The organism is Paraburkholderia sp. BR10937 (genome assembly GCF_040965695.1).
In the GTDB taxonomy this organism is placed as follows: Bacteria; Pseudomonadota; Gammaproteobacteria; order Burkholderiales; family Burkholderiaceae; genus Paraburkholderia.
The window spans coordinates 1-14,132 of record NZ_JBFRCL010000050.1 but is presented as its reverse complement, the minus strand read 5'-3'; the positions used below and the strand labels follow the sequence as shown (position 1 = coordinate 14,132).

The window sequence follows — 14,132 nt, the reverse complement described above, 5'->3', positions numbered from 1 at the left end:
ATGGCAGTGAGCGTTTTCGATCTCTTCAAAGTCGGCATCGGGCCCTCCAGCTCGCACACGGTCGGGCCGATGCGCGCGGCGCTGATGTTCGCCGAAGGACTCGAGCGCGACGGTCTGCTTGCGAGCACCGCCGCCGTGAAGGTCGAGCTGTACGGCTCGCTCGGCGCCACCGGCAAGGGCCACGGCACCGACCGCGGCGTCATGCTGGGCCTCATGGGCGACGCGCCCGACACCGTCGATCCCGACACCATCAGCGAGCGTCTCGAAGCCGTGCGCACCTCGCGCCAGCTCGCGCTGCTCGGCCGCCATCCCATTGCGTTCGTTCCGAAAGAGCACGTGGCGTTCTACCGCCAGGCGCTGCCCGAACACCCGAACGGCATGAAGCTGCGCGCGCTCGACGCGAACGGCGATACGCTGCGCGAAAGCACCTATCTCTCGGTGGGCGGCGGCTTCGTCGTCACGGCCGGCGCGCCGAACACGAAGGTGCTCGCCGCCGCCCAGCAGTTGCCGAATCCATTCACCACGGGCGCGGAGATGCTCGCGCTGTGCGCCTCGACGGGCAAGAGCATCGCGCAGCTGATGCTCGAAAACGAGCGCGTCTGGCATAGCGACGAGCAGATCCGCTCAGGTCTCCTGCACATCTGGAACGTGATGCAGTCGTGTGTGTCGCGCGGTTGCGGCATCAACAATCCCGACGCCGACGGCACGCTGCCTGGCCCCTTCGCCGTGAAGCGCCGCGCGCCGCAGCTTTATCGCGCGCTGACCAGCAACCCCGAGCGCGCGCTGCAAGACCCGCTCTCGATGATCGACTGGATCAACCTGTACGCGATCGCCGTGAACGAGGAAAACGCCGCGGGCGGGCGCGTGGTGACCGCGCCGACCAACGGCGCGGCAGGCATCATCCCCGCCGTGCTGCACTACTACGTGCGCTTCACGCCGGGGGCGAACGAACAGGGCGTGATCGACTTTCTGCTAACCGCGGCCGCCATCGGCATTCTGTACAAGCTCAACGCGTCGATTTCGGGCGCCGAAGTGGGCTGCCAGGGCGAAGTGGGCGTGGCCTGCTCGATGGCCGCAGGCGCGCTCGCCGCCGTGCTGGGCGGCACGCCACTGCAGGTGGAGAACGCCGCCGAAATCGGCATGGAGCACAACCTCGGCCTCACCTGCGACCCGGTGGGCGGCATGGTGCAGATTCCCTGCATCGAACGCAACGCCATGGCCTCGGTGAAAGCCGTGAACGCGGCGCGCATGGCGCTGCGCGGCGACGGCGCGCATTACGTCTCGCTCGACTCCGTGATCAAGACGATGCGCGAGACCGGCGCCGACATGAAGACGAAGTACAAGGAGACCTCGCGCGGCGGCCTCGCGGTGAACATCGTCGAGTGCTGATGCGTTGAAGCGCTGTCGCCTTGCCTGAAGCATCTGAACGTAAGCACGTAACGATTGAAGGAGACTTGACCGCCATGCAGCAGCCGAACGCATCCGCCACCACCGAAGCCACCACGACCGGGGCTCGCCTCGTCGTCGATGCCCTCGTCGCCAATGGCGTCGAGCGCGTGTTCTGCGTACCGGGCGAGAGCTATCTCGCGGTGCTCGATTCGTTGTCCGACGAAACCGCGCAGATCGAAACCGTGGTGTGCCGTCACGAGGCGGCGGCGGCGAACATGGCGGAAGCGATCGGCAAGCTCACGGGCAGGCCGGGCGTCGCGCTCGTCACGCGTGGGCCGGGCGCTACGCACGCCTCGATTGGCGTGCACACGGCGTTCCAGGACTCCACGCCGATGATCCTCCTGATCGGCCAGGTCGCGCGCGAGCAGATGGACCGCGAGGCGTTCCAGGAAATCGACTATCGGCGCATGTTCGGCCAGATGGCGAAGTGGGTTGCGCAGATCGACGACGCGCGCCGCGTGCCCGAATACCTGAGCCACGCGTTCCATGTCGCGATGTCGGGACGGCCGGGTCCGGTCGTGCTCGCGCTGCCCGAAGACATGCTGAGCGGCGCGATTCCCGCGTCCGAGGCGCAGCCCATCGCGCCGCCCGCGCAGCGCGTGCAGGCGTCGCCTTCCGCCGCGCAGATGGAGCGCGTGCGCGCACTGCTCGCGGGCGCGAAGAAGCCATTCGTGATCGCGGGCGGCCACGGCTGGAACCCGCAGGCCTGTGCGGACTTCCAGCGCTTCGTCGAAAACTGGCAACTGCCGGTCGGCCTCGCGTTCCGCTTTCAGGACACGCTCAACAACGATCACCCGAACTATGCGGGCGACGTGGGCCTCGGCGTGAATCCGGCGCTTGCCAAGCGCATCCGCGAAGCCGACGTGCTGCTCGCGCTCGGTCCGCGCCTGGGCGAATCGACGACGGGCGGCTACACACTCTTCGATATTCCCAAAACAAAGCAAACGCTCATTCACGTGCATCAGGGCGCGGAGGAACTCGGCCGCGTCTATGCAGCCGATCTGCCGATCGTTTCGGGCCTTGCGGAAATCGCGGCGCTGCTCGCTGAACTTCCGGCTCCCGCGCAACCCGCGTGGGCCGGCAGCGCCGCCGAGGCGCACGAGGCATGGCACGCGTGGCGCAAGCCGCTGCCGATGCCCGGCGACGTGCAGCTCGGCGAAGTCATGCAGCAACTGCGCGCGCGCCTGCCCGACGACGCGATCGTCACGAACGGCGCGGGCAACTACGCCACGTGGCTGCATCGCCATTTCGCGTATCGGCACTTCCGCTCGCAACTCGCACCTACGAGCGGCGCGATGGGCTACGGCGTGCCCGCCGCGATCGCCGCGAAGTCGCAATACCCCTCGCGCACCGTGGTCGCGCTCGCAGGCGACGGCTGCTTCATGATGGCGTCGTCGGAACTCGCCACGGCGATGCAGTACGGCCTGAATGTCGTGTTCATCGTCGTGAACAACGCGCACTACGGCACGATCCGCATGCACCAGGAGCGCCACTATCCGAACCGCGTGCACGGCACGCAGCTCACGAACCCCGACTTCGCGGCCTTTGCGCAGTCGTTCGGCGCGCACGGCGAAGTCGTCACGACCACGGCGCAATTCGCCCCCGCGCTGGAGCGTGCGCTCACGGCAGGCAAGCCCGCGCTGATCGAGATCCGCGTGACGAAGGAAGCGAGCACGCCTGCGGCCACGCTCGAACAGATTCGCGAAGCAGGCAGGAAAATGCGCGGAGAATGACTGAGAAGGAATCCTGAACAAGCTCACCTTTAACGATGAGCGCACAAACAAAAGCCCCGCAGATCCTTCGATTCTGCGGGGCTTTTTACCTCAGCTAAAGCTCAGGCGCTTACTTGCCGCCCACGCTTTGCAGCGTCGTCCACTTGCCGTCGACGACCTTGTACAGCGTGATGCCGCCGTTCTTCAGGTCGCCGCGCGTGTCGTACGCGAGGTCCGACGTCGTGACTGCCGGCATGCTGGTCTTCGCGAGGAACGGCAGGTACTTCGCCGGATCCGTCGAGTTGGCCTTCTTCATCGCGTCGAACATCGCCATGGCGCCGTCGTAGGCGTACGGCGAGTACGTCTGCACGTCTTCGCCGAAGCGCTTCTTGTACTTCGTGACGTAGTCCTTGCCACCCGGCATCTGGTCGAGCGGCAGGCCGGCGAGCGATGCCACCGTGCCGTTCGCCGCGTCGCCCGCGATCTGCAGGAAGGTCGGCGTGTGAACCATTTCGCCGCCCATCAGCGGGGCCTTGATGCCCAGCGACTTCATCTGCTTGACCATCGGTGCCGCTTGCGAATCCGCGCCGCCGAAATAGACCAGGTCGGGGTTCATCGCCTTCGCCTTCGTCAGGACCGACTTGAAGTCGACGGCCTTGTCGTTGGTGTATTCACGGTCGATGATGTTGCCGCCCGCAGCCTTCGCAGCCTTCGAGAACTCGTCGGCGAGACCCTGACCGTAAGCCGTGCGGTCGTCGATCACGACGATCTTCTTCATGCCGAGATTCTTCACTGCGAACGTGCCTGCGACCGAACCCTGCTGCGTGTCCGAGGTCATCATGCGGAACGTCGTCTTGAAGCCTTGCTGCGTGTACTCGGGCGCCGTCGCCATGGCGATCTGCGGGATGCCTGCGTTCGCGTAGATGCGCGAAGCCGGGATCGTCGTGCCCGAGTTGAAGTGACCGAGCATGCCCTTGATGCCGTCGTCGACGAGCTTCTGCGCGACCGTCGTGCCCGTGCGCGGGTCGGCCTGATCGTCGGCCGCGTCGAGCACGAAGTGAACCGGCTTGCCGCCGATCACGGGCTTCGTCGCGTTGATGTCTTCGACTGCGAGCGTGATGCCGTTCTGGAAGTCCTTGCCGTAATGCGCCTGCGCGCCCGTCATGGGACCGGCGAAACCGATCTTCACCTCTTCGGCTTGTTGTGCGTGCGCAGTCCCCGCCAGCGACAGGGCGGCAACAAGCGTTGCGCCTGCCAGCTGCTTCATCGTGTGTTGCATTGCTTCTCCTTGGTACCAGGTATCAAACGAGCGGCTTCGGATTCAAAGGGCCTTGCCGCTTCCTTGTCTTGAGACGACCGACAGTATGGCTTGTGCTTAACCGATCGTCATCAAATTTGCATTACCGCCTGCTGCTGCCGTATTCACGCTGACCGAACGCTCCGCGAGCAGTCGTTCGAGCGCGTAATCTTCGTCGCCGTTGGCGAGCGCGTGTGCTGCCACGCCCTGCACCGAGACGATCGGGCCAGGGCGCTTGGCCACTTCCTTCACGAGTGCGAGCAGCTCGTCGCTGTCGCCTTCGAAGAGGACCGCATCGAAGTCGGCGTCGGCCGTCTTCTTGATCGCTACGTGCGCCTTCAGTGCCGCCGGCAACGCGCTCACCAGCGCTTCGCCCGCCGCGCCCTGGAACAGCGCGCGGTTGCCCGTTGCGAGCGCAACGGCGAGTTGCGCGCGGGCGCCCGTGGCCGTCGACGGCACGCACAGCACCGTGCCGCGCGCCGAAAGCGTGTAGGTGTTGCGCTCGCCCGTCGGGCCCGGCAGAACCGCCGTGGCGCCCGCGAGCACGTATTCGAGGTAGCCGTCGCAGCGTGCCGCGAGCGCGGGCTCGCGCTCGGCGATGAGCCAGTCGCGCAGCGTCGTGAGCGCGGCCTGTGCCGATTGCGGCGCGCCGTTGTTGGCCTCGGCACCTTGCGGCGCATCGACGACGAGTACATCGGCGAGCGACTTCGGCAGACCGGCCGGACGCTTCGCGAGCAGACGCGAGAGATACAGCGCGCCACCCGCCTTCGGACCGGTGCCTGACAGACCTTCGCCGCCGAACGGCTGCACGCCCACCACCGCACCGATCACGTTGCGGTTCACGTAGATGTTGCCCACGTGCGCGCGGCCGATCACGTGCGCGATCGTTTCGTCGATACGCGTGTGAATGCCGAGCGTGAGGCCGTAGCCCGTGGCGCGGATCTGCTCGAGCAGCTTGTCGAGCTGGCTGCGGCGATAGCGCACCACGTGCAGCACCGGGCCGAACACTTCGCGCTTGAGTTCGTCGAGGCTGTCGAGCTCGATGAGCGTAGGCGGCACGAAGGTGCCTTGCGCGCAGGTGTCGGGCGTCGGCATCTGCTGGACCTTGCGGCCCTTTTCGCGCATGCCGGCGACGTGCGTATCGATACCGCGCTTCGCGTCGATGTCGATCACGGGGCCGACGTCGGTCGAGAGGCGGTCGGGGTTGCCCACCGCGAGTTCCTTCATCGCGCCCGTGAGCATTTCGAGCGTGCGGTCCGCCACGTCGTCCTGCAGGCACAGCACGCGCAGCGCGGAACAACGCTGGCCGGCCGAGTCGAACGCGCTTTGCAGCACGTCGGCCACCACCTGCTCCGCGAGCGCCGACGAATCGACGATCATCGCGTTCTGGCCGCCGGTTTCGGCGATCAGCGGAATCGGGCGGCCTTCGGAGTCGAGGCGCTCGGACAGCGTCTTGTTGATGAGGCGTGCGACCTCGGTCGAGCCCGTGAACATCACGGCACGCGTGCGGTGATCGGCGACGAGCGCCGCACCCACGGTTTCGCCGTTGCCCGGCAGCAGTTGCACCGCGCCCGCCGGCACGCCGGCTTCGCGCAGGATGCGCACGGCTTGCGCGGCGATCAGCGGCGTTTGCTCAGCGGGCTTCGCGAGCACCGTGTTGCCGGCTGCGAGCGCGGCGGCCACCTGGCCCATAAAGATCGCGAGCGGAAAGTTCCACGGGCTGATACACGCCACGGGGCCGAGCGGACGGTGCGTGTCGTTCGAGAACTCTTCGCGGATCTGCGTGGAGTAGTAGCGCAGGAAGTCGACCGCTTCGCGGATTTCGGCCACTGCGTTCGGCAGCGACTTGCCCGCTTCGCGCACGATCAGGCCCATCAGCGTATGCATTTGCGCTTCGAGCAGATCGGCGGCGCGTGCGAGGCAATCGGCGCGCGCTTCGACAGGCGTGGCCTGCCAGATCGGCGCGGCGGCCACGGCGTGCGAGAGCGCGGCGCTCACGTGCTCGCTCGTCGCTTCCACCACGGTCCCGACGAGATCGCGATGATCGGCGGGGTTGCGCACGTCGCGTGCGGCGCCCTCGGCGATATCGCTGTCGGCGAGCATCGGCGCGGCGCGCCACGGATGATGCGCGCTCGCCAGCAGCGCCGACGAAAGCGACGCGAGGCGATGCTCGTTCGACAGATCGAGGCCCATAGAGTTGAAGCGCTCGCTGCCGTACAGCTCGCGCGGCAGCGGAATCTTCGCGTGCGGCGCGCCGAGCGGCACGACCTTGGCGGCGTCGTCGATGGGATTCGTGACCAGCTCGGCGACCGGCACGGAGGCATCGGCGATGCGGTTCACGAACGAGGTGTTCGCGCCGTTTTCGAGCAGACGGCGCACGAGATACGCGAGCAGCGTTTCATGCGTGCCGACCGGCGCGTAGACGCGGCACGGACGGTTGAGCTTGCCCTGCGAGAGCGGGCCCGTGACTTCTTCGTACAGCGGCTCACCCATGCCGTGCAGGCACTGGAATTCGTACTGGCCGGGATAGTAGTTCTGGCCCGCGAGGTGATAGATCGCCGAGAGCGTGTACGCGTTGTGCGTGGCGAACTGCGGATACACGGCATCCGGCGCGCCGAGCAGCTTCTTCGCGCAGGCGAGGTACGAGACGTCCGTGTAGATCTTGCGCGTGTACACGGGGTAGCCTTCGAGGCCGTCCACCTGGGCGCGCTTGATTTCCGTATCCCAGTACGCGCCCTTCACGAGGCGCACCATGATGCGGTGACGGCTGCGGCGCGCGAGATCGACGATGTAGTCGATCACGAACGGGCAGCGCTTCTGGTAAGCCTGCACCACGAAGCCAATGCCGTTCCAGCCCGCGAGTTCCGGATCGAAGCACAGCGCTTCGAGCAGATCGAGCGAGAGTTCGAGGCGGTCGGCTTCTTCGGCGTCGATATTGAGGCCGATGTCATAGCGGCGGGCGAGCACGGCAAGGGCGCGCACGCGCGGCAGCAGTTCGCCCATCGTGCGTTCCTGCTGCGCGCGCGAGTAACGCGGGTGCAGCGCGGAGAGCTTGATCGAGATGCCCGGACCTTCGTAGATGCCGCGGCCGCCCGCGGCCTTGCCGATGGCGTGGATCGCCTGCTCGTACGAGGCGTAGTAGCGCTGCGCATCGGCTTCCGTCGTCGCGGCTTCGCCGAGCATGTCGTACGAGTAGCGGAAACCGCGCGCTTCGAACTTGCGGCTGTTGGCCAGCGCCTCGGAGATGTTCTCGCCCGTGACGAACTGCTCGCCCATCAGGCGCATGGCCATGTCCACGCCCTTGCGGATCAGCGGCTCGCCGCCCTTGCCGATCATGCGCGTGAGCGCCGACGACAGACCGGTTTCGCTGTTCGTCGTGACGAGCTTGCCGGTGATCATGAGGCCCCAGGTGGCGGCGTTCACGAACAGCGACGGCGCGTGGCCGACGTGCGATTTCCAGTCGCCCTTGCTGATCTTGTCGCGGATGAGCGCGTCGCGCGTCGCGCGGTCGGGAATGCGCAGCAGCGCTTCGGCGAGGCACATCAGCGCCACGCCTTCCTGGCTGGACAGCGAAAACTCGTGGATCAGGCCTTCCACGCCGCCGCCGGTACCCTTCGCACGCAGCGTTTCGACGAGCTTCGTGGCGAGCTTCGTCACGTCGCCCGTGAGGTTGGCGGGCAGGCGCGCTTCGCCGATCAGGAATGGCACGCACTCCGGCTCGGGGCGGCGGTACGCGGCCGTGATGGCCGCGCGCAGCACCGACTGCGGTTGCACGTTTTGCGCGAACTCGAGGAATGGGTGCGACGCCGCTTCGTCGTCGTCAGCGGTAGCACCTTCCGCGAGATCGGTCGCACCGACATGACCGTTGAGTTCGGGGGGCAGTTGGCCGTGCTCGATTTTCTCGAGGTAGGCAAAGATGGCTTGCTTGATGAGCCAGTGCGGCGTGCGCTCGAGCCGCGTGGCGGCGTCCTTGAGACGGGAGCGGAGGAGATCGTCGACTTTGACGCCAAGTGTGGTGCTAGCCATGTTTCCTTCGTATGCCGGCAGACCCGCACCGGCGGTGACCAAAAAGTTGGCGAATCGTAACCCTACAAATAAAAAGGTGCAACCACTCTCTCAAAATGGTTGCACCATGGTTGAGGCCTTGTGCAGCCTGGGTTTGCGGCCGATGGCCGTCCACCGGGCCGCGCGGGTTGCGCTCGGTATTTTCCCTGGCCCAGCAACACGCTGGACAACCCTAATCGATTCCGCGGCCGTGCCGTTATACAAACAGAGCGGGGTTGTTGATCACAAGAAAGAGCGTAGGGACCGAAAAATGGAAAAGCTGCTGGTAATCGCAGGGATCTGGACGATGTGCGCGATGTGCGCCGTGCTGTTCATGCGCGGCGCGACGGCGCCGGATGAACGCCGTATGAGCTTGAAGCGCGCGGCGCGCAGGGAAGTGGCCGATACCGTCGGCCAGTAAGGAAGATACGGGAAGTTGATGCCGGTGGCCCCGCTGTTGCGGCAACGGGGCCATGCCGGCTGCTGTCCGCGGCTAGATATCGAGCGGATCGACTTCGAGGTTCCAGCGCAGCACGCCGCGCAAGGCGCGCAGCGCGGGTTGCCATGCGCGCAGCGTGGCCTGCAGCGCGGCACGCGACTGGCTTTCCACGAGCAGTTGCGCGCGATGCACGTTCATCACCTTCACGATGGTGAGCGGCACCGCGTCGTAGGCCATGACACGCTCGGCGCCCGGAATCGCCGTGAGCGCCTCTGCGGCCTGGGCGAGAAACGCCAGCGCCGCCTCGAGCGTGCGCCCCTCGGCGCGCAACAACGCCTGATAGACGAACGGCGGCAGGTGCGCGTCGCGCCGCTCCGCGACCTGCGTATTCGCAAACCCCACATAGTCCTGGCGCGCCAGCGCGTGATAGAGCGCATGGCGCGGATAGCGTGTCTGCACGAGCACCTCGCCGGCGAGGCCGGCGCGCCCGGCCCGCCCGCTCACCTGCATCAGCTGCGCGAACAGGCGCTCGCTCGCCCGGAAATCGTGCGAAAAGAGCGCATTGTCGGCGTTCAGCACGCCAACGAGCGACACGCGCTGGAAGTCATGCCCCTTCGCGATCATCTGCGTGCCGACCAGGATGTCGACTTCGCCCGCGTGCACGTCGGAGAAGAGCGCCTGCGCGCTGCCCTTGCGGCGCGTGCTGTCGGCGTCGATGCGCAGCACCCGCGCGCCCGGCACCGCGCTCGCGAGCGCCTCCTCGATGCGCTGCGTGCCGCGCCCCATCGGCGCGATGTCGACGTTGCCGCACTCGGGGCACGAGTGCGGAATGCGCGATTCCCAGCCGCAGTGATGGCAGCGCAGCGCGCGCTCGGGCTTGTGCAGCACGACGTACGCGCTGCAGCGCGGACAGCCCGCCACCCAGCCGCAGGCGTCGCACGCGAGCGTGGGCGCGTAACCGCGACGGTTGAGAAAGACGAGGCTCTGCTCGCCGCGCTCGAGGCGCGCCTTCATCGCCGCGACCAAAGGCCCGGAGAGCCCTTCGAACGACGCGCGGCCCCGCCGCCGCTCCTCTTCGAGATCGATCAGCTTGACCGTGGGCAGCACCGCGTCGGCAATCGCGCGGCGCGCGAGCGTGAGGCGCGTGTAGCGGCCCTGCTCGGCCTGCCACCAGCTTTCGAGCGACGGCGTGGCCGAGCCCAGCACGACCGGCACGCCCAGCTGCTTCGCGCGCCATACCGCGAGGTCGCGCGCCGAGTAGCGCAGCCCTTCCTGCTGCTTGTAGGCGGGGTCGTGCTCCTCGTCGACCACGAGCATCGCGAGGCGCGGCAGCGAGGCCAGCACCGCGAGCCGTGTGCCGAGCACGATGCGCGCGCGGCCCGTGTGCGCCGCGAGCCAGTTGCGGGCGCGTTCGCCTTCCGCGAGGCCGCTGTGAAGCGTGACGATGGCCTCGTCGGCGAGCGTGGCCGCGAAGCGCGTCCGAAAGGCCGCCTCGAACTGCGGCGTGAGATTGATTTCAGGAACCAGCACGAGCGCCTGGGCGCCCGGGTCGCGCTCGAGCAGCGCCGCGAGCGCACGCAGATAGACCTCGGTCTTGCCGCTGCCCGTCACGCCGTGCAACAGGAAGGGCGCGAAGCCGCTCGCCGCGCCGATGGCTTCCACGGCGTCGGCCTGCTCGTCGCTCAGGCGCGGGACTTCCGCCACGGCGGCCGTCGCCGCTGCGCTGTGGGCCACGCTTGCGGCCGCGCCGAATTCGATGGATTCATGCTCGACCCAGCCGGCTTCGCACCAGGCCTCGAGCGTCGCAATCGCCTTGGGATGCAGCGCGCGGGCCGCGGCGGCGTCGAGTTCGCCGGCGTCGGCCAGCGCCTGCGCGAGACGGCGCAGCGCCTGGGCGCGCGCCGGCAAGGCGTCGGGCAGCGCGGCGCGCCCTTGCGGCGACAGACGGTAGCGCTCCTCGGGGGCGAGCAGGCGCGTCCAGCGCGACGGATCGCGCAACGCCTGCGGCAGCGCCGGCAAGGCGACTTCGCCCAAGCCCCGCTGGTAGTAGTCGGCGGCAAAGCCGGCCAGCGCGAGCCATTGCGCCGAAAGCGGTGGACAGGCGGCGCATACCGCGCTGACGTCACGGAGCTTGTTCGCGGGCACGTCGCTGTGAGCGTTCACTTCGCAGATCAGGCCGACCACGTCGCGACGCCCGAACGGCACGCGCACGAGCATGCCGGGCGCGGGGGCGCTGTCGAGACCATAGCGATAGTCGTAGAGCGCATCCAGTGGATGGTCCAGCGCCACGCGCACGTACTGCCCTGTCATACCTCGCTCCCAGGGAAGTTCCGTACGCCAGCGCACAGACACACAAACCTAAAGTAATACTTGAGATTTCGCGCTAAGTTTTGGATTCCGCAGAACAATCGCGCCCCCGAATCTGCGCCTGTGGATAACTTTGTTGAGAACTTGCCGGGCGCCGCCGCGGCGCTCCCGCGTGTCGTCGTTATGTGGGATACCGCACACAGCGCCGTGGAGCGCCGAAAGCCTTGTCTGTCAAGGGTCTGATTGATTCTCCCCAGACCTGAACGGGCGCCTGCGACAACCTTTCCCTCTTGCGCGCCGCAACGAGCCAAGTGTGTATAAGTCAAGTCTTGACAGGACCGCGATGGCGTCTGGATGGCCTCTTGGGCCCGGTCATACCCTGACGCCCGGAGCCCAGCTTGCTGCAACGCACCAAAAACGTCACGCACCGTTCGCGCGAATCGCGCGGCTGTGACGATGCACTTCGTCCACGAGTTCAGCCACGCTTTCGGGCGGCGTGAACTGCGAAATGCCATGGCCGAGGTTGAACACGTGGCCCGGGTGCGCGCCAAAGCTGTCCAGTACCGCGCGCGCCTGCTCGCGAATCGCGGCAGGCGTTGCGAACAGCACCGTGGGATCGAGGTTGCCCTGCAGCGCCACCCGGTCACCCACGCGCTCGCGCGCGCGGCCGAGGTTGACGGTCCAGTCGAGGCCAACGGCGTCCACGCCCGTATTGGCGATTTCGTCGAGCCAGAGGCCGCCGCCCTTCGTGAACGTGATCACTGGCACGCGCTCGCCATCGTGCTCGCGCTTGAGCTGCGCCACGACCTGCGCGATGTACGCGAGCGAGAAGCGCTGATACGCGCCATCCGCGAGTGCGCCGCCCCAGGTGTCGAAGATCATCACGGCCTGCGCGCCGGCTTCGATCTGCGCGTTCAGGTAAGCCGCCACCGCCTGCGCGTTGACTTCGAGAATGCGCTGCATGAGGTCCGGGCGGGCGTACAGCATCGACTTCACCGTGCGGAAATCGTCCGAGCCGCCGCCCTCGACCATGTAGCAGGCGAGCGTCCATGGGCTGCCCGAGAAGCCGATCAGCGGCACGCGCTGGCGCCCCTCTGCATTGGTGAGCGCGCGGCGAATTTCGCGCACGGCGTCGGTCACGTAGCCGAGCGTCGCGCCGATATCGGGCACGGCGAGTCGCGCCACGTCTTCTTCGGTGCGCACGGGATGCGCGAACTTCGGCCCTTCACCCGCCTGGAACGAAAGGCCGAGGCCCATCGCGTCCGGAATCGTGAGGATGTCGGAGAACAGGATCGCGGCGTCAAGCGGATAGCGCTCGAGCGGTTGCAGCGTGACCTCGGTCGCGTAATCGGGATTCTTCGCGAGGCCGAGGAAGCTGCCCGCGCGGCCGCGCGTGGCGTTGTACTCCGGCAGATAGCGGCCTGCCTGGCGCATCAGCCAGATCGGCGTGTACTCGGTCGGCTGGCGCAGCAGGGCGCGCAGGAAGGTGTCGTTCAGGAGAGTGTGGGCCACGTGCTGAATGCGCGAAGTCGCGCCAAGGTTCGGAAGCAAGCGGCCATTTTACCGGAGCGGCCGCCGCGTCATGCCGCTGATGGGCGGGATCAGAAAGCGCAATGCCACTGAAGTATAGGCCTGCCTACCCAGGTAAGTCCGCGCTTAACGGCCGCGTACGCGAGGACTATCATCAGACGGCTTTCCAAAACATTACATCAATCAAAACCAGATCTGGAGACACGATGAAAAAAGCCGCCCTCGGCCTGACGATCGTTAGCGCCGCTTTGCTGAGCGCGTGCGCCACGAACCAGTCCGCCGGTACCCCCGCCAACGGTGCGCAGACCGCCACCGCCCCTTCGCGCCTCGACGAAATCATCGCGCGCGGCACGCTGCGCGCATGCACGACCGGCGACTACAAGCCCTACTCGTTCTACCGACAGGACGGCACGTTCGAAGGCATCGACATCGACATGACCCAGTCGCTTGCGAAATCGCTCGGCGTGAAGGCCGAGTTCGTGAAGACGTCATGGTCGAACCTCATGAACGACTTCCTCGCGAAGTGCGACATTGCGGTGGGCGGCGTCTCCACGACGCTCGAGCGCCAGAAGCGCGCGTTCTTTACCGAGGCCTATCAGGTCGACGGCAAGACGCCGATCGTGCGCTGTGAAGACGTCAAGAAGTACCAGACCGTTGCGCAGATCAACCAGCCTTCGGTGCGCGTGATCGTGAATCCGGGTGGCACCAATGAGCGCTTCGCGAAGCAGTTCCTGCCGAATGCGAATCTCATCATGTATCCGGACAACGTGACGATCTTCAAACAGATTCTCGCGGGCAAGGCCGACGTGATGGTGACCGACGCCTCCGAGACCATGCTGCAGCAGAAGCTCAACCCGGGACTGTGCTCGGTGCATCCCGACAAGCCGTTTCAATACGGCGAGAAAGCGTGGATGGTGCCGCGCGGCGACGTGGTGTTCCAGCAGTATGTCGATCAGTGGCTGCACCTTGCGCGCGCGAGCGGCGAATATCAGGCAATCTCCGACAAGTGGCTCAAGTGAGGTGTTGAATCGCACCGCATTGTTATGGCCCTTCGAATTGCTACGATGAGTTGCAGAAGATGGGGTCACGCGGGGCGCGCAAAGTTTGCATTTCGCGCACATGCGCAATGCCGACGCATTGCGCATGTGCGCAGCCGGTAATTCTGTACCGCGCGCCTCGCGCGTAAAAGGCCCATGCCGTGGGCCTTTCTTCATGCAATTCGAATCCTCGCGCACAAGGTGCCGTCAAGGCTGTCAAACAGCCTCGAAAAATAGCGGTAAAAATGACTTCCGCAAAACGCTCAGGATGGCAAAAAGAGCCGCAGAGCCTTATCTGACGGGCGTTACAACCTGAA

At 66.5% G+C, this 14,132-nt stretch carries 8 protein-coding genes; 4 read left to right on the top strand and 4 right to left on the bottom strand.

Annotated features, from left to right (window positions below):
* Both AB4Y44_RS31555 and AB4Y44_RS31550 read left to right on the top strand, forming a co-directional pair.
* Nucleotides 1-1,389, top strand: coding sequence for an L-serine ammonia-lyase (locus AB4Y44_RS31555; protein WP_342920320.1), 1,389 nt, complete (start codon nucleotides 1-3; stop codon nucleotides 1,387-1,389).
* Between the two features lie 74 nt (nucleotides 1,390-1,463).
* The gene (locus AB4Y44_RS31550) at nucleotides 1,464-3,182 is read left to right on the top strand and encodes a thiamine pyrophosphate-binding protein (RefSeq protein WP_342920319.1); all 1,719 of its coding nucleotides are present in this window, start codon (nucleotides 1,464-1,466) and stop codon (nucleotides 3,180-3,182) included.
* 109 nt (nucleotides 3,183-3,291) lie between these two features.
* Here AB4Y44_RS31550 and AB4Y44_RS31545 read toward each other — a convergent pair whose 3' ends face one another.
* Together AB4Y44_RS31545 and putA are read right to left on the bottom strand one after the other, a co-directional pair.
* The gene (locus AB4Y44_RS31545) at nucleotides 3,292-4,440 is read right to left on the bottom strand and encodes a branched-chain amino acid ABC transporter substrate-binding protein (protein WP_342920318.1); all 1,149 of its coding nucleotides are present in this window, start codon (nucleotides 4,438-4,440) and stop codon (nucleotides 3,292-3,294) included.
* Between the two features lie 96 nt (nucleotides 4,441-4,536).
* Nucleotides 4,537-8,484: a trifunctional transcriptional regulator/proline dehydrogenase/L-glutamate gamma-semialdehyde dehydrogenase gene (putA, locus tag AB4Y44_RS31540; protein ID WP_368701752.1), complete on the bottom strand. Its 3,948-nt coding sequence runs from the start codon at nucleotides 8,482-8,484 to the stop codon at nucleotides 4,537-4,539.
* Nucleotides 8,485-8,773: 289 nt separating this feature from the next.
* On the opposite strand from putA, the gene AB4Y44_RS31535 reads away from it, so the two are divergent.
* Nucleotides 8,774-8,923, top strand: a complete 150-nt coding sequence (locus AB4Y44_RS31535) for a hypothetical protein (RefSeq protein WP_165979378.1) — start codon at nucleotides 8,774-8,776, stop codon at nucleotides 8,921-8,923.
* A gap of 72 nt (nucleotides 8,924-8,995) precedes the next feature.
* Here AB4Y44_RS31535 and AB4Y44_RS31530 read toward each other — a convergent pair whose 3' ends face one another.
* Nucleotides 8,996-11,251 carry a primosomal protein N' gene (locus tag AB4Y44_RS31530; RefSeq protein ID WP_368701751.1) on the bottom strand — a complete coding sequence of 752 codons (2,256 nt, stop codon included), beginning with the start codon at nucleotides 11,249-11,251 and terminating at the stop codon, nucleotides 8,996-8,998.
* 417 nt (nucleotides 11,252-11,668) lie between these two features.
* Nucleotides 11,669-12,760 carry a uroporphyrinogen decarboxylase gene (hemE, locus tag AB4Y44_RS31525; protein ID WP_342920315.1) on the bottom strand — a complete coding sequence of 364 codons (1,092 nt, stop codon included), beginning with the start codon at nucleotides 12,758-12,760 and terminating at the stop codon, nucleotides 11,669-11,671.
* Between the two features lie 224 nt (nucleotides 12,761-12,984).
* Between hemE and AB4Y44_RS31520 the strand changes: the two genes are divergently transcribed.
* Nucleotides 12,985-13,797 (top strand): transporter substrate-binding domain-containing protein, encoded by an 813-nt coding sequence (locus AB4Y44_RS31520; protein WP_368701750.1) that lies wholly within the window; start codon nucleotides 12,985-12,987, stop codon nucleotides 13,795-13,797.
* Nucleotides 13,798-14,132 lie beyond the last annotated feature (335 nt).

Excerpts from the sequence above, each read along its gene's own strand:
- AB4Y44_RS31555 (WP_342920320.1), top strand. The coding sequence starts at position 1 with ATGGCAGTGAGCGTTTTCGATCTCTTCAAAGTCGGCATCGGGCCCTCC.
- AB4Y44_RS31550 (WP_342920319.1), top strand. The coding sequence starts at position 1,464 with ATGCAGCAGCCGAACGCATCCGCCACCACCGAAGCCACCACGACCGGG.
- AB4Y44_RS31545 (WP_342920318.1), bottom strand. The coding sequence starts at position 4,440 with ATGCAACACACGATGAAGCAGCTGGCAGGCGCAACGCTTGTTGCCGCC.
- putA (WP_368701752.1), bottom strand. The coding sequence starts at position 8,484 with ATGGCTAGCACCACACTTGGCGTCAAAGTCGACGATCTCCTCCGCTCC.
- AB4Y44_RS31535 (WP_165979378.1), top strand. The coding sequence starts at position 8,774 with ATGGAAAAGCTGCTGGTAATCGCAGGGATCTGGACGATGTGCGCGATG.
- AB4Y44_RS31530 (WP_368701751.1), bottom strand. The coding sequence starts at position 11,251 with ATGACAGGGCAGTACGTGCGCGTGGCGCTGGACCATCCACTGGATGCG.
- AB4Y44_RS31520 (WP_368701750.1), top strand. The coding sequence starts at position 12,985 with ATGAAAAAAGCCGCCCTCGGCCTGACGATCGTTAGCGCCGCTTTGCTG.